We start from the raw sequence: 16,059 nt of genomic DNA on the forward strand, positions 1-16,059 counted from the left end.
GATAGATAAACACGCGCCGAGGTTAAAGCTTATTAGCTTTCTGCTTTGCCACCAATGTCAGCACAGGCCTTTGCTGGCATGCTGACAAATCCAGTCCCTTTGCAAGAAGCGTGTCCCGCACAAGCATTACTTGCGGTTTTACAATCGTTATGGCCTCCGCAAACGTTGACATCGTGGCAGTGCACAAGGTCGGCCTTTGCGACACTGCCAACCCAAGTGTCTTTTTGATTGCCACCGACATCACTACACGCTTTGCTCGGCATGGCAACAAAGCCAGTGCCTTTGCAAGAAGCTTGTCCTGAGCAGGCATTACTCGCTGTTTTACAATCGTTATGTCCACCACAAACATTGACATCATAACAATGCACTAAATCTGTTTCAGCTGTCGCAGCTTGTGCGCTTGTAGAATTGTTCTCTGTGCTATTACAACCGACCAAACCCGCTACCATCATCGCCATTGCAGCGCCCGTTAATGCTTTCATGTTTTTAATCCTCTTTGTTATCTATTAACGTGCTTAGCTTCGGCCAAGGGGCTGCTTATCTTTCAAGTTTGTTTTTGCAGCAGTTTGATTGCCATTTATACAAGGCAGAGCCAGCGTAGCATAGTTGTTCTATGTAAGTCTGGCGATAACACAGTAGAAATGCCAATCAAGCGCTGCCCTTCGGGTTCACCTGAGTGTGCTTCGTTCTTTGTTGCTCAACTTTAGCTTAGCCCACTATGCGGCAAGTCGAGCGCCGCGATCAAAACTCACTCAGGAGAACAAAAATCAAACAGCAAAGGTAAGCAGCCCCTGGGATTATCGAAACGCAGTCACGTTATAAAAGACCTAGTAACCGCAAGATCCATTTCAGTGTAGAAGAAAAAATGGGGGATAAAGTTAAATCTTACGAAAATAGGAAGGCGTTAATCCCGTCCATCGCTTAAATGCACGGCGAAAATTAGTGATGTCGCTAAACTGTAAAGCGGTTGCAATTTGTTCATTGGAATAGCCTTGCTCAGTCACATAAAACATGGCTTGTTGACGATGCAGTCTGTCTTTTTCGTTAATAAAAGTAGTCTGATGCCGCTTGAGTTTGCGTTTAAAAGTTGCAGCGCTCATGCCCATCATTTCGGCGATTTGCTCACTATGATATTTAGGATATTTTAACTGTAAGCGGTGCAGCTGGGCGAGAAATCCACGCTGTGGTGAGGGCAAGGCTTTTAACTGCCGAGCCACTAAATAAGGAAAAGTGCCAATTTGTTGCTGAGCTAAAGCTTGGTTACTCATTACAACGGCAAAATCACTGTGATCAAAGCTGTAAGCTAGGTGTATATGGCTCAGGTATTGCGCGACTTGTTTTGGCTTTGTATACGGAAACTGCAATGTTAATGTGGTTTCTGGGCTGCGCCACTTAAGGTAGCCACAACAAAGGCTTGCCATTGTTTCACATAAAAATCGCGTGACCGCAGGCTTACCTTCAGCAATGGCGGGTGAAAACAGTAAATGGCAGCTTGTTTCTGTCTGGAGTTTTCTAATGTGGTAAAAAGGCAGTATATCCAAACCTTTAAGCAGTAGAACTTTGAGCAATTGTTGTATGTTGTGGCAATTAAATAACAGCTCGGCATGGTGACTGATTAGCGTATTAAGTAGGTATTGGCCGTAAATAAAACTGACTTCCTGACAGCTCGCCTGACTGACAAGGTTGCTTACTATTGTTTCAAACTGCTCATAACTAATGAAGGTTGGGTTAGCGTGCAGATCGGTATAAAACAACTTACTGCCTTTCAAAATGACGTCTGCATGTACACCGCGCTGGGAAGCCAACTCCACTAAAGGGAGTGCAAAATAGCGACTCGCAAGCTGTTTTGTTTGGCACTCAAAGTAGGACATTAAGCCGCAGCTACCTTGGCCTGATTCAGCTCGTTCACAAGCGCTGCTATCAGAGATTCAAATTCACAGTGTTTGTCATTAACTTCGATACAGCTCCATCTCACTGCACTATATTGCGGCTGGTTTTCACCATCATCATAGTTGGCATGGCGAGCGATAAATTCGGCCGCACGATTGGCAAAAGCTTGGGCCTGGACATGGTTGCTGTGTGGGTGAACGACCACAAATTTATCCGCTGCAAAGCGACATAGCAGATCACTCTCTCGCATGCTTAAAGAGAGCATATCGGCAATATCGCGTAGTAACTGATTACTTTTTTGCATACCATGCTGGCGAGCGTAAGCGGCAAAATCACATATATCGAATAGCGTTAAGCAAAATGGGCTATTGCCATTGGCAAGGCGAGATTGTTCGTGGCGAACTTGATTTTGCATATACTCTACGCTGTAGAGGCCGGTGACAAAGTCGGTCATGCTGTGGTCACGATAAAAACGCTCTTTTTTCATCAAGGTTTGATTGAATATGCTTTGTTCTTTATACCAGTAATAGGCTGAAATACTCATCAGCACCATGCCAAAGCAAGCAGGGATCGCTTCAAAACTGGTTAAATAATGGGGCGTGAACACCACCATCTCATCTAAAAAATCCCACAGCATAGAAACATACATGGCACTCAACCCTGCAAACAGTAGGTTAGTGACGAGTCCTTTTGGTCGAGTGAGCAAGGTCACCGCTATCCAAATCAGTGTCATCAGCGTGAGGCCACCTTCACCAACGCTATCGAGCCAATTGACGTCCGACAGTGGTCGCAATACAGAGGTATAGGCTGTGATGGTAATGGCAACCAGTGTAAGTACCACCAGTAGCAACCACCGCGATTGATGCAGTAAAAAAGGCTGAAGTTTCATGTTTGTCGTCTAGTCAAAATTTAAAGCGATATAGTAAAAACTTGCGCTTGGTGCTGATAGGGTCAATTTAGCTCAGTAAAGGCGATGTTTTTATGACAAAAACCGCAACATTTTTGCATAACAGCAGCTAGCAAACCGATTGTTATTCAGAGTTCAGGTTAAATATCGTTGCCAAAATTCTAAGGGCTGGGGGGGGTCATATCGGCTCAAATTTACGCGTTCGGCTGGCATAAACGCCCTGTTATAGGCTGCAGCGCACTCAAGTGAAATAAAAGCGTCACGTTTTCGCACTAGGGTAGCCGCGACGTTTTAGCGGGGCGCTAAAATTCTACTCAACCTGTGCGAGCAAATAATGAAAAAAAATCTACCGACTAGCTTTACACTTTCTGCCGTTGCGATGATCTGCGCTGGACTGACGTTAAGCTCAGCTGCAAATGCTAACACCCTAACAGGGCAAGTCAGTTCCGTATCGAAAAAGAGCCACTTTCAAGGGGCTAAAGTGGTGATCAAAGAATTAGACAGAACCCTTATCTCTGAGCGAGATGGTCGCTTTACCGCAACGAATGTCCCAGCGGGTAATTATACGCTTGAGATAAGTTATCTTGGCGCTGAAACCGTGACTAAAAGCATCACAATTACTGATAACCAAGTCACCGATGTTCAAGTACAGCTTGGTTCTCAAACGGGCCAAATGGACGATATTATTGTTGTAGGGCAAAGAGCTGGACAAGCAGGTGCATTAAACCGACAAAAAAATGCTCTGTCACTTAAGTCGATCGTCAGCGCGGATTCCATCGGTCAGTTGCCGGATCAAAACGCAGCAGAAGCACTGCAACGTCTGCCTGGACTTTCTATTCAACGAGATCAAGGTGAAGGCCGTTTTGTGGCAATTCGTGGGATCGACCCAAATCTAAACAACGTCACCATCAATGGTGCAAATGTACCTTCTCCTGAAGCCGGCGTGCGCTCGGTGGCGATGGATGTCATCCCAAGTGAGTTAGTGCAAAGCCTAGAGGTGAGCAAAACGGTCACACCGGATATGGACGCATCAGCGGTGGGTGGTAGCATCGAAGTAAAAAGCCTCAGTGCTTTTGACCGAGAAGGGCAGAGCTACAGCGTGACGTTACAAGCGTCACACAATGAACAGGTGAGCGAGACCAGTCCAAAAGCGTCGTTTAGCTTCACCGATATTTATGCCGCAGGCAAAGAGTTGGAAGTTGGGGTTGCAACGGCGGTATCTTGGTTTGAGCGTGAGTTTGGTTCTCATAATATGGAAACCGATGGCGGCTGGATGGAACTAGAAATGGACGATGTGAACTCAGAAGAAGAAGTGAGCTTTTTTGGTGCGGAGGAAATGGAGCAGCGCCACTATCGTATTACGCGAGAGCGTTTAGGGGCGGCACTGAATCTTGATGTGCATCACAAAGGGTTTAACAAATACTACTTACGCACGCTCTACAGCAAGTTTTCTGACGATGAATTTCGTCAACGCAATGAGTACAAGTTTGACAAAGGCGATGTATTTGCCGATGAGCTAAGCCAAAATGCGGCCTATTTCTCAGGTGCAGAAATGGATAGAGATACCAAAGACAGATATGAAGAGCAAAGCATTTTATCTGTGGTTTTGGGCGGCGAAAACTTAGTGCAGGATTGGTTTATTGAATACAGTATTGGCTACTCGAAATCAGATGAAAGCGAGCCAAATCGCTTGGATACCTCATTTGCTGGAGAAGACTTTGCGCTAGGGTATGTACTGGATGGTAAGACACCCACGCTTGCAGCGGATGAAGCTTCTCAGCAACTTAGCAATTTTGAAATCGATGAAATTGTCTGGGAGAACAACCTAAGTGAAGATGAAAATACTAGCTTTAGACTGGATTTAACTAAAGACTTCACTTTACTTGGTCGCAATGCGCAAATTAAATTTGGTGGTAAATATGCCGACCGTGAAAAGTTTAACCGCGTTGACGCCAAGCTATATGACGGCGGCTTTGATGATCTAACGGCGAAAGACTTTGCCGCCAATGAGCCTGAGTATGAGCTTGGGGCCTTTGGTCCGGGTTTAAGTCGCGGCCAGATCCGCGACTACTTCTACAGTAATCGCAGTGCCCTTGAGCTAAACCAGCTTGAAACTGACATTGAAACACAAGGTCGCTCATACACCAGTGAAGAAACCGTCACCGCGCTCTACGCCATGCTGACGGTCGACATTGATAAACTCAATGTTATTGCAGGCTTTAGATACGAAGACACAGATTATGCAACGAGTGGTAATCGTGTTGAACTCATTAATGATGAAGTGAATGACGTTGAGCGCGTCGAGATCAACCAATGGCAAGTTGAAGATAGCTACGACCATTTATTACCAAATTTAACATTACGCTATGAAATCAGCGATAAGCTGATCACCCGTTTTGCCTATACACAAACTCTTGCGCGTCCAAGCTTTGAAGATGCAGCAGCATTTCAAATCATAGAAACAGAGACCACAGAAGATGATGGCGAAATTGAAATTGAGCGTAAAGCCGAAGTCGGAAACCCAGACTTAGACCCATACAAGTCAACAAACTATGACTTCTCGGTAGAATATTACCCCGGTGCGATTGGCGTGTTATCTGCGGGCGTTTTTCACAAAAACATCGATAATTTTATTGCCAAAGCCGAGGTGCAAGATAACGGTCAGTGGCAAGGCTATAAAGAAGTTATTCAAAGTGTTAATGGCGGCGCCGCTGAACTAACAGGGGTAGAACTTGCGTACACGAAGAACTTTAAAAATGGTTTGATGCTCTCAGCTAATGGTACATTTATTGATGCTGATGACAATCTACCAAACCAATCCGACACCGTGGGCAACCTAATGTTTGGTTATGAAAATAGCCAAATAAGCGCAAGGTTGAGTGCGTCGTACAAGAGCAAAAGCTTTTTGTTTGAAGAGAACAAGCAGCGCGTTTTCCAAGACGACCATCTGCAACTCGATTTAAGCATGAAGTACTTTTATACCGAGCAAACTCAGCTTTATTTCAACGCGATCAATTTAACCGACGAGCCGATGAGCATTTATCAAGGCGACACTCGTTACAACTACCAATACGAAACCTATGGGCGTTCATTTGAGCTTGGAGTAACGGTAACGTCTTTCTAAGAGAGAAGTAGAGGTGGGTGTCCTTGTAAAAGCAAAAGGATTATTAAAAGGACAGCCACCGTATCGATCTAGGGTCTTAGGTATAGGATGTATTAAAAGGATATTAAAAGATATTAAAAGGACACCCACCTTATTTCCACCTTATTTATATGCAGGAGGATGCAGTGGTAACACTGTGTCGGTAACAATGAAAATAACATCAATAGCATTACTATTCGCGCTTAGTAGCACAGCGCAAGCCGCAGAAAATATTAACTTTCTGGCCTTTGGAGATGGTGGCTATCACCCAGATTATCCAAAAACGAAGCACATTAAATCGCCTAAAAATAAGGCCGAGTTTATTGCTGCTGAAAAGGCGGATTGGTTAGAAGAGCATCGCCCGCTCGAAGAGTTTAATCATGCGCCTATCTATGTTTATCCGGGAACCGAAACCGCAACGGAGGAAACCGGTGCGTTGGTGGTTGGGCAGGCAATGGCCTCTTTGTGTGAGAAAAAGCCATGCGACTTTGCTATTCAGCTTGGTGATAATATCTATCCTGATGGAGCGGCGGCTAACGATGGCAAGGACGACCAAAAGCGTATGGATGACTTGATTTTAGGGCCGCTAAAGCCGCTCCTTATTCAAAACCCAGAGTTGGTCGTGTACTCAGCATTAGGCAACCACGATTGGAAGACGTCTCGTCGCGGCGTGAAATTACAGACCGAGTGGATGGCTAAGCAAGCTAATTTTCACATGGATGGCAAAGGTTATTACAGCTACACCTTTGGTGAGACAGGCAATAATGTCGAGTTTTTTGTACTTGATACCAATATGTTGCTCTCTGGCCAGCATTATTACGAAATTCCACTAAAACCGGACGGTAGTGAACAGGGACTGGCGAGTGCACTGGCAAGCGGACAAGCTGAAGTAGAAGACATTGAGAAGCACGAGCAACCTGTAAATGGGGAAGATCACAGGCAATTGGCTTGGCTTGCAAATGGGCTTAAAAACTCAACCGCAAAATGGAAAATTGTATATGGACACCATGTACTTTGGTCTATTGGTGGCACCAAATATGACGAAGCTCATGTATTACGCCGCTTAATCTTACCCGAACTATGTGAGTATGCAGATGCATATATCGCAGGCCATGAGCATGATTTGGAACTGTTAACGGACGACTGCTCACGTGTACTCCCAGGAAACACAAAGCCTAATTTACCACTTATTATCAGCGGCGCCGCATCAAAAATGCGCGGCACGCATACACCGCTTGCTAACTATCAAGAAAAGCGTTACCCAGAGTACGAGCTAGTCTGGAATAAAGCTTTTACTTGGGGCTTTGCGCATATCGAATTAGACAACCAAAAAGACATGTTAAATGTGTCGTTTTACTCAACGCCAAACGATTTAAGCGGTCAGCTGGTGCCAGAGCAAAGCTTTAGCTTCGCTCACCGCAGTAAGTAACGGATCAGCAGGCGATAAACATGCGGTTTTAAGCATTTAAAAAGGGTGAAATACAGATTAAATGTAATGCTGTGTAATTGATAACTTCCGTTTTGATGAACTAGATTTAACAGGAGTTTTACATCTTAAGGAAAGCATCATGCTACCGTCATCAATTACACGCACTAAACTTCAACTACTTGGAATATCATTATTGCTTGCTACAAGTACATTGGCTGCGCCAAGTGCGCTTGCTTACTCGAATGATACTTCTTGTAAACCGAATAACGATTGGTTTGGCAGCCCTGTGCCAAATCCTCCTGAAGGTGCAAATAGTCCGTTTGCATTTAAAGATGGTAAAGATCTTTCGACAAACTGCGATTTTCATCAGTGGTCGTGGAATAAGTTTCTCTATTTAACGCAGCCTGACAAGCGTGCTCCTGGTGGCTTGTTGATGTTTGGTTCTGGGTTTTGGCAGGTTGATAATGCGCTAAAACCTTATTTTGCCCCTTGGAATGATTTATTAAATCCAACCGGACTTCGCCCCGCAAATGTGTTGATCCTTGAAGATATAAATCAAGCTGGATCAGATGGCGTTATTTACAGCAAGTTTGGTGGGACGCCCGTACATTATTCGATCCACGTTAACGATACTTATATGAAGTCAGCAACCTCCCACCCTAAAGCAGATAGCAAAGCTGAATTTGCTGTGGGGTCGGTTGAGTTAAAGGTTGCTTGGATGGATGTCAAAGCGCTGCAGCAAGTCTATCCAAAGCTTGATTTAGCTGAGCATTTTTATATTCGTAAAGCGGTTTACCAAAAAGACAATAAATATAGCGGTACGGGAGAAGTGGCGCTCGTTGGCATGCATGTTGTCGGTGTGGTTGAAAATCACCCAGAGTTTATTTGGGCGACGTTCGAGCATAAATTGAGTGCACCAGATTACTACAGCTCTGAGGGAAAGTTTAAGAAAAGCACGGCTTACTTACAGCAAGATAAAGTAGTGAGTAATAGTCACGATCTGCTATTTTATCGGGGCGGCACAGAAGTGCAAAATGCACATTTAACGTATCCAGCTTCTGAAACTACGACCAACACGTTTCGGTTATATCAATACGGCGTGCCAAACGGCAATCCATATATAGCGGGTAATAACCCTGAGCTGGTGGGGAGTCAGACACAACAAGCTCAAGATGAAACTAACTTCAATAATATTACTGAACTAAATAGCTTAGTGAATGTAAAACTGGAACAAAAGAATCCCGTTTGGAGTAACTACTTTTACGCCGGATCAATCTGGCTGAGCACGCAAGATTACGATTTTGCAAATGGCATTAGTGGCGATATTGTGGGTAAGGGAGCCAACGAGGCGTTACGCGGCTCATTGGCGGTTGCCAATATTACTATGGAAACTTATACCCAAACTTTCAGCGATGTCACTGGCACCGAGCCACAAATTAAACCAGCTAACTGCTTTAGCTGCCATGGTATTAGTGCAGGTAAATCAACGATGCAAGTAAGCCATATTTACAACAACTATTTAAAGTTAATGCAAAAGAGTCAGTAAATCAGGGTTCCTGAATGCGCACAGGCTCAAAATAATAAGCCACCGATTTTAGCGGTGGCTTATTACTTCAAGGAGTTTAATCAATTTGCTTTGTGGGTTGCTTTATCTTTTGCATTAGAAAGAACAAAAGTCCTATAAAAACGATATTGATGAACGCCATGATAAGGGCTACTTGATCCTCTGAGTGCCCGCGAAAGTCAGACAGCAAATCAGCAAAGATAAATAGGCTATAAAACGTACCTGCTACATTTAAGCCCCATCCTACAAAACGGGATGTCTTTACAAGCTGAGTGTAATCGCTAAGCTTTGCCATAATAAAGTGATACCCATACATCACACCAACGGCTGCCATCATTAAGCCGACAGCTGCATTGTCGCCTCGTTTATTTAAATAATATGCATCGAAACATAAAGCACCAACTGCAAAGATGCCTATCAAAATAACAACGGCTTTAATCAAAAATTCAGCGACTGGGTTGGGCTCTCGCTTTGTTGAAACTTGAGATCTTGTCATCGTAACTTGCTGACCATTCCGTATTACTTGTTGCGGCTGTTGTTGATAAGCTTGACCATATTTGGGTTGTTGATTTTGCACACTCACATCACTGATTGCACGAGTGGGCGTTCCTTCATCTAGAATATGCTCAACGCATTTCTTAATTAACTTATTTATTGTCACAAAAACTCCTTGTCATAGAGATTAATTCGAGTATTACCAAAACTCTTTATCTAGTGGGCGGTTATTTTTTAGGTCATAAAAGGGGGCTTGTTTTACTAAATCTTCGCCTAATATTTGAATATGGTCTTGGTGGTCAAGATAGGGGCTTTCTATCGTTTCTTGCCAACCTTTATAAAACGAACTTGGTATGGGCTGAGTGGTATCCATAAAACGGTGGATTTCACTCCACAACTGCACGCTGCTGTCCATATCCTTTGGCTCCCAATCGGTTGAATAAAGTGTCTGGCGCTTAAGTGTTTTTGGGTATCGCTGTGGGGCTAAAAACGCCAAGTTATGCCTCACACCTTTACCCGAGGAGACCTTTACAATATACAGTTCAACTTCATCAAGTGTTAACGAGAAGCTCCCTTCGTTATTGCCAATGGGAAAAGTGACAAGGCCAGTATTTCGGAAGAAGTCTACCCGTAGTATCTCAGATGTATGGTGTTTAATTCTGTGAACTCGATAAAAAACGAAGCTTGCAAACGCCACTAACCCAATCATAAGGTAAAGGATATGAGGCTCAGACTCTTTCAGATATACGGGGAGACAAACAAGCGCAAATATTGAGGCCATATAAGCAAAAACGATATTCGCAAGTTTCCCTGCTCGCGCAAAGTCAGCTCCGCCTAATGCGATACGTAGGTTCGATGAGAGCACGTTATTATCTTGCAAGACAAAGTCTGCTTTACTATTTACAGCCACTTTTTGCATGCCTTTACTAATGTTAAAGTCTCGTGGTATCGAGTCCTCTATTTTTAGTAGCGGTGTTTCTTCTATTGGCCGATCATGCACTACCTTATCTACAGGTGCCGAGGGAGTTAACGTTTGCGTCTCCTTTTTACCCTCAGTTTCCATCACCTTTTCAACAATTGTTTTTACCAAAATAGCTATAAAAGCGAGAACTGATTGATTGGATTTTAACTTGTCTCTCATGGGTAGCCTTTAGTTAATTTAGGAGTCGCTGCAACACACCAGCAGGGCTCATGCCATAATCTTCGATTTCGACGTTAATGACTTGCTCAGCCCAAAGATCTGGCTTATCTATCTTTCCTTCTTCGTCTCTTTCTGACGCAGGTAACTTTAACTCTTGAGATGAACCTGAGTATATTGTTGCTCCTTTACCTCTAGGATATTTTCGACACCGCATTCTAATTTGAATTTTAGAATGATTGAATTTATCAAAATAGGGATAAAGAGCACTTTCTTCAAATTCAATAATTAAACCCGTTAAACTAGAATTAACGAAGATATTGGTATTTTGCCAAAAGTAATCCAACGCCGTTTGAGCTTGTCCTGTGGGTGCGACAGCAATTAATGAGCTCCAAGGTTTTCCAGCTAATAGTGGGCGAATGTCCAGCTGAATGTCTAAGTAACCAAGCTCTGATTCTGGAATATGACCTGGTATTTGCACATTAAACTTTGCAACTTGGAACTTGCCTTTGGAGGTTACCTTGTCATATATCCGAGAAGGTGTGTGTAATTGTACAACAGATACGTCGCTAACTATTTTTGGAGAAAATAACTGATCATAGAGACTATGAAGTGCATATTCAGGGTTTGTCTTCCAGCAGTAATAGGGGTTGTCACCAAACCAATCACGCTCGCCACCACCATATGCGTCACTGCCCCAAGGGCACGCTTTAATCCAAGCTTCTAGTGGTTCATCGCGTAATAGATAATAAATACCATACCCAAGTAATACCAGAATGAGTCCTACATAGCCCAGTTTACTCATGGGGTTTAAAATAACGCCTCTGGTGATCGTGGCAAGTATGGTTGGCGCGGTTTCAACTGCTAGCGCGACAAAGCCTGCTGTTGCAATACTGAGGCCTGCAGCGCCACCAGAGTCACCGCGTTTAAACGCGTAATAGGCATCAAAGCCTGACAACCCGGCACTATATGCAGATGCTAAGAGGTTTAATCTAGCTGTCCATGTAATGATGTTTGCTTTTTTTGCAAACTCAGGACCAAACTTACGAACGGCGCTGAGATTTCCTTTCGCCATTTTGTACTGTTGAAATTCTTGATATTGGCGCAGGCTAGGTAACCCAACTTTCATCTCTGTGACCATTGAGAGAGTAGAGAAATGAATCGCTGCTAGATCAGCAATACTACCCATGAAGTCAACGAGTTTTCTATCTCCGCTCATATCCCAATTCAAAAAGGCTTGTCGAAAGTTAGCGACTTCAAAGATATATACAATACCGAGTATACCCGCCATTCCTCCCTTTAATGACTGCCCAGATACAGACTCGGTCACAGCCGCATTTTGCCATTTTTGTAAGTTTGCGAGCCTATCAGATAACTTTTTAAGTGTTGCATGTTGATTATCTAACTCTGTTGCATATTGTTTTGCCTCTTCTACAGCCGTATCATATATTGCTTGGGCTGTTGATTCTGCTGACTTGGCAGAGACATCAGCACCAGTAATTTTTATCAAATATGCAATGGATTTGTTTTTGCTTTCAATCGTTGTGATGGTTTCCGCTTGATTGAGAGACTGGGTTAGAAACTCAAGTCGTTTGTTTAAATTTAGTACGTCTTCTAACGATAGTTTGAGCTTAGAGCCTCTATATCCAACGTCTATTTTGCGTTTATTACTGCCGCGAATAATTTGGTTGAGTTCTTTAATTTGCTTTTCTGCAGCCAATTTTCGAGACTGAGGATCAAGTGGCATATACCCTTCAGGAAAGTTTCCGTTGAGGTAATCTTGCACTCTCATTTCCACTTCAACTAAATACCCAGGTGCTGAGATATCGACCAAGCGCATCAAAGGTTGCAGCACATCTGCTTTTGCATCAATGAGTTTTGCAAACGGATATTTCTTCCAAGCATTGTTTACCTTCACAAAAGAGTTGACCTGTTTTCTAGAACGACTGACGGCAACTTTTGCTTTAGCAAATTTAGCCTCTAACTCTCGTAGACGCGCACGTTCCAGTTCTAATTGTTGATCAAGCTGCGCTCTGCTCATTCCATGTTCTTGCTCTGTTAAGTTTTCAAGTACACTCTTCTTATACTCATATTCAGCACGCTTTTCTTGTAACTCTTTAAATGCTTTTGCTTTTTCTCTTTCAGCGTTGATAAGGGCTTGTTCTGACTGCGCTATCTCATGTTGTGTTGCATCCATTGCCTCACGAGTTTGGGCCTTTTGTTCCCCAAGCGTTCCCGGATGTGTAGAGAGGTTATAAGCGGCCTCTGGAATTTCGAATAAACTGCCTGCTAAACCCATAATCACTTGGGAGAGGCGGCGCCCCATTTGCTCACTCTCTTCTTGTGGCAAAATGGCTTCTTGAGCATGGATCTTTTGTATTTTGGCGCTAGTTAAAGGCAATGCAAAGCGATCATATTCCGCCTTTTCGTAGTCGTGTAGTTTGTCGCCTGTGGGCTTTGGAAACAAAAATTGGGTGATTTGCTTAGCTGGTTTTGTCGGGTGTTGACCCAGACATTGCAGGATAAAATCTTGCCCCTGATAGCCTGAACTTAACTCATGCCAAAACTCTTTGTCTGTATTAAGGTGTGCAAGCGGTGCGGCTGGGTGAGGCTTTAACGCGAGAAATACATCGGTGACTAAGTCGTATGCTTCAAAGAACCTCAGATCTGATTGGTAGGCATAGTCTTTAAAGCACTCAGTAAAGCCTGCACTAAGAGATTCTTGATTTAAGAACTCGACTAGCTCGTCAGAGATTTCTGCAATGCGACGAGCAAGTTTTTGGAAGGCCTTTTCTTCCAAAAACTTAAAGAACTTATCTTCCTCTAAATGAGAAGTGCGCCAGTCCTTTAATTTATTGGCAAAGTCGACCGCATCTTCATCAGATTCTACAAGAGTCTCTCCACTGCCTTGAATTTCAATGTCTTTATCTAAAATCGAATCGGCTTGATGGTAAAAAACCTGCACCATAAAGCTGGCGAGTTCATACTTAGCTTGTTGTTGCAGATCAATTTCACCGGTTGCACTATCTAACCCTGATAATTTGTTGAGTAAATGCTGAATATCCGTGGTGAGATCTTGAATTTGTGAGATGAAATATCGAGCCACATGGATCCCGTCAAAAATCGGCACTTGGGCGATTTTATCGCGCTCTGGAAGGTGCAGCTTTTGATGAAGTGTCGGGGTGTTAACTACTTTGCCTTGGTCGTTATAGCCTGTGGCAAATTGCCCTAAGTTATCCAGCTTCGTCATGCGCTGTGCTCTGAGCGCTGTTGCATCTCCTGGGGCGGGGCAATGTCTTTCTTCGTCAGCGAGTGGTGTGCCGGTATTTAAGCGTGGATCCTGCTCATTAAAACCGCCAAACAACAAGATTTGTTCCCACGACCACTGCACTTCGGACCACGCGATTTCTACGCTTACTTCGTTACCATTTAGTTTATGCGGAACGAGAATACTGCTGGTTGGCTTACAGGTTGCTGCACGCGTGCCTTGCGGTCGAGTGTTTGGCTTATTGGCCGACTTTTTCCAACTTAAAAAGCCTTTTTGCCAATACAAATTCACATCTGAGAATAGCGCCGGAGCGTCAAAGTCTTCAGGTTCGATAACTTGTAGTTCACGCCATAAATAGCCATCGACATAAATATAGATAAATCCGCTGGTTACCGGAGAGGCCGATTGTAGTTGTTGTTCTGGCGTGTCGTATAAAAATGGATAAATGTGAACCAGCTCAATGTCGGCATCGCTGCTTTGTTGATCTACCGTGTTTGAAGTGTAAAGGGGGACCTTATAATAGCCTTCTTTTGTGCCATCAACCGAGGTGTCTTTGAGCATCAAAGAGACCACTTCTTTGTCGCTTGCATAACCCTCAAAAACAAGTTCTCTAAAATTACCGTTAGCATTGGTTTTGGTTGGTAAAGTGTGGCTCATCCTATCTTCACCTCTTCATCGCTTGGTTTACTACTGCCCGACACTTTTATATTGATCTTATTCGTACCGTCTTGGCTTAGTGGTTCTGCGCCAATTACTACATCAAGGCCTGCAGGAGTGGCACCACCGGGTTGGTTTAATGGTGCGGGGGGCGTATTTTTATTATTAGATACCATTAAATCTCCCTGTCTAACCGCCGGTTTTCCCTCGATGTAAACATCAAAGCTGCCTTGCAGAAACTCTGCTTTTTTACCCAATGTTCGACTAGCGATACCTTTTTTATTACCGGGCTGGTCTCCCGTACTTTTTGAAAAGTTAGACTTGATATTGGCTGCACCGTTACCTTGAATTTTTACTGAGCTGGCAACGCTTGCGGCGTCTGATGAGCGGGCGATGTTGCTATAAGGAATAGGCACAACCACTTTGCCTATCTTAGTCAAACATACGTCTACTGTGCTTAACACACCGCCGCTGCCACTATGCACAGCGGTTCTACCGTTAATGAGAACATTGGTATTTGAAACGATAGCTGCTTGTCTGGCTTCGGCTTCAAAATCTCTGGCAACATCACTCTCAGTTCCTACTTGCCAACCCAGTTTAAGGGTTACCAAGTCTAAGAATGCTTGTGGATCGCTAATAGGCAGATTGACATCCATTCCCGTTATTGGCTCAATATGGGGTAGAACAGCCGTTTGGTTTTGTTCATCCCATTGTGGTGGGTCGATGATGTAGTCAGGAATAAACGCATTGACCATTTGGCCTAAGGTAAAATCGCCGTATTTGGCTCTTTCGATTTCTTCTAAAAAGGCTTGCTCTCCCGCAGCACGGTCGGGAAATATCGCAATACGGTAGGCTTGTCCCAGCGCTTGATTTCGCTTTGCACTAATATTCAATGGCAGTAAGGCTGGATTGTTGTGTCGCCAAGAAGCTGAACCTGAGGTTCGTAATTTGGCAGTTTGCGCGTCGACATTGTATTGCACGCTCTGGGCTTCGCTGCCTGCACCGGCGCCGATAAAGCTCATTGTGTTGTCCTTAAATTATTCCTTTAGTCGCAGTTGTATTGATTTCACCTAATACAAATGGCGTAATTTTTCCGCGTTGTCTGCGCTTTGTCAAAGTGTGAATTATTGTGAGCGTTTATTAACGTGAGCTGTATAAAACAGGTGCGAGTGGCAATGAAGGTGGAAGTGAGTGGATAAACCACCTTACTAATGCAAAGTGGTTTGGGTCGACTTGGATTGATAAGTTCTGGGAGTTAGGCAAAGCTTTCGTTGATGAGTTCTGCGTTATAGCCTGCATTACGAATAATAGCGATAACCTCGTCTTCTCCTTTGGTGCTTGAAATTTCAACGATTTTATCGTCTAGGCGGACATTCACTTGCGCTTGGCTATCAGCCGCTTGCATTGCTTCTGTGATTGCTTTTACACAGTGACCACAGACCATTTTTTCTACTCTTAGTCTTAACATCATTATTTCCTTTGTGGATTAAAGTGCTTGCACTGTGAAGCTTCCCTTGATGGTAAGGTCAACTACTATTTAACAATAAGCTTCTGTTAGATGAATGAACA

The 16,059-nt window shown here is 43.8% G+C and carries 11 protein-coding genes and 1 pseudogene; 4 read left to right on the forward strand and 8 right to left on the reverse strand.

What is annotated here, in order from left to right:
* Nucleotides 1-32 precede the first annotated feature (32 nt).
* Nucleotides 33-482 carry a BufA2 family periplasmic bufferin-type metallophore gene (gene bufA2 / locus PNC201_RS22035; protein WP_010603656.1) on the reverse strand — a complete coding sequence of 150 codons (450 nt, stop codon included), beginning with the start codon at nucleotides 480-482 and terminating at the stop codon, nucleotides 33-35.
* Nucleotides 483-641: 159 nt separating this feature from the next.
* Here bufA2 and PNC201_RS23595 point away from each other — a divergent pair.
* A pseudogene (locus tag PNC201_RS23595) lies at nucleotides 642-857 on the forward strand (hypothetical protein).
* A gap of 21 nt (nucleotides 858-878) precedes the next feature.
* Here the strand turns inward: PNC201_RS23595 and PNC201_RS22045 are convergent.
* Together PNC201_RS22045 and PNC201_RS22050 are read right to left on the reverse strand one after the other, a co-directional pair.
* Nucleotides 879-1,871: a helix-turn-helix domain-containing protein gene (locus PNC201_RS22045; RefSeq protein ID WP_102058450.1), complete on the reverse strand. Its 993-nt coding sequence runs from the start codon at nucleotides 1,869-1,871 to the stop codon at nucleotides 879-881.
* On the reverse strand, nucleotides 1,871-2,779 hold the full coding sequence (locus PNC201_RS22050; RefSeq protein WP_010603654.1) for a GGDEF domain-containing protein: 909 nt from the start codon (nucleotides 2,777-2,779) through the stop codon (nucleotides 1,871-1,873). Before PNC201_RS22050 ends, PNC201_RS22045 begins: the two co-directional genes overlap by 1 nt.
* Nucleotides 2,780-3,131: 352 nt before the next feature.
* Between PNC201_RS22050 and PNC201_RS22055 the strand changes: the two genes are divergently transcribed.
* The 3 genes from PNC201_RS22055 (at nucleotide 3,132) to PNC201_RS22065 (ending at nucleotide 8,914) form a co-directional block, all read left to right on the forward strand.
* On the forward strand, nucleotides 3,132-5,921 hold the full coding sequence (locus PNC201_RS22055) for a TonB-dependent receptor (protein ID WP_102058451.1): 2,790 nt from the start codon (nucleotides 3,132-3,134) through the stop codon (nucleotides 5,919-5,921).
* Between the two features lie 187 nt (nucleotides 5,922-6,108).
* Nucleotides 6,109-7,368 carry a metallophosphoesterase gene (locus PNC201_RS22060; protein WP_102058452.1) on the forward strand — a complete coding sequence of 420 codons (1,260 nt, stop codon included), beginning with the start codon at nucleotides 6,109-6,111 and terminating at the stop codon, nucleotides 7,366-7,368.
* A gap of 139 nt (nucleotides 7,369-7,507) precedes the next feature.
* The gene (locus tag PNC201_RS22065) at nucleotides 7,508-8,914 is read left to right on the forward strand and encodes a hypothetical protein (RefSeq protein ID WP_102058453.1); all 1,407 of its coding nucleotides are present in this window, start codon (nucleotides 7,508-7,510) and stop codon (nucleotides 8,912-8,914) included.
* Nucleotides 8,915-8,990: 76 nt separating this feature from the next.
* Here the strand turns inward: PNC201_RS22065 and PNC201_RS22070 are convergent, their stop codons facing one another.
* The 5 genes from PNC201_RS22070 to PNC201_RS22090 all read right to left on the reverse strand — a co-directional run bounded on the left by PNC201_RS22070 (nucleotide 8,991) and on the right by PNC201_RS22090 (nucleotide 15,961).
* On the reverse strand, nucleotides 8,991-9,593 hold the full coding sequence (locus tag PNC201_RS22070; protein ID WP_102058454.1) for a hypothetical protein: 603 nt from the start codon (nucleotides 9,591-9,593) through the stop codon (nucleotides 8,991-8,993).
* A gap of 33 nt (nucleotides 9,594-9,626) precedes the next feature.
* Nucleotides 9,627-10,568 carry a hypothetical protein gene (locus PNC201_RS22075; RefSeq protein WP_010603649.1) on the reverse strand — a complete coding sequence of 314 codons (942 nt, stop codon included), beginning with the start codon at nucleotides 10,566-10,568 and terminating at the stop codon, nucleotides 9,627-9,629.
* Nucleotides 10,569-10,581: 13 nt separating this feature from the next.
* A complete protein-coding gene (locus PNC201_RS22080; RefSeq protein ID WP_102058455.1) occupies nucleotides 10,582-14,490 on the reverse strand; it encodes a hypothetical protein in 3,909 nt (1,302 codons plus the stop codon).
* Nucleotides 14,487-15,512, reverse strand: a complete 1,026-nt coding sequence (locus PNC201_RS22085; RefSeq protein WP_102058456.1) for a DUF4150 domain-containing protein — start codon at nucleotides 15,510-15,512, stop codon at nucleotides 14,487-14,489. Before PNC201_RS22085 ends, PNC201_RS22080 begins: the two co-directional genes overlap by 4 nt.
* Nucleotides 15,513-15,745: 233 nt before the next feature.
* Entirely contained in the window at nucleotides 15,746-15,961 is a 216-nt protein-coding gene (locus tag PNC201_RS22090; protein ID WP_233525271.1) for a heavy-metal-associated domain-containing protein, read from the reverse strand.
* Nucleotides 15,962-16,059 lie beyond the last annotated feature (98 nt).

Origin of the sequence: Pseudoalteromonas sp. NC201, from assembly GCF_002850255.1 — a bacterium.
In the GTDB taxonomy this organism is placed as follows: domain Bacteria; phylum Pseudomonadota; class Gammaproteobacteria; order Enterobacterales; family Alteromonadaceae; genus Pseudoalteromonas.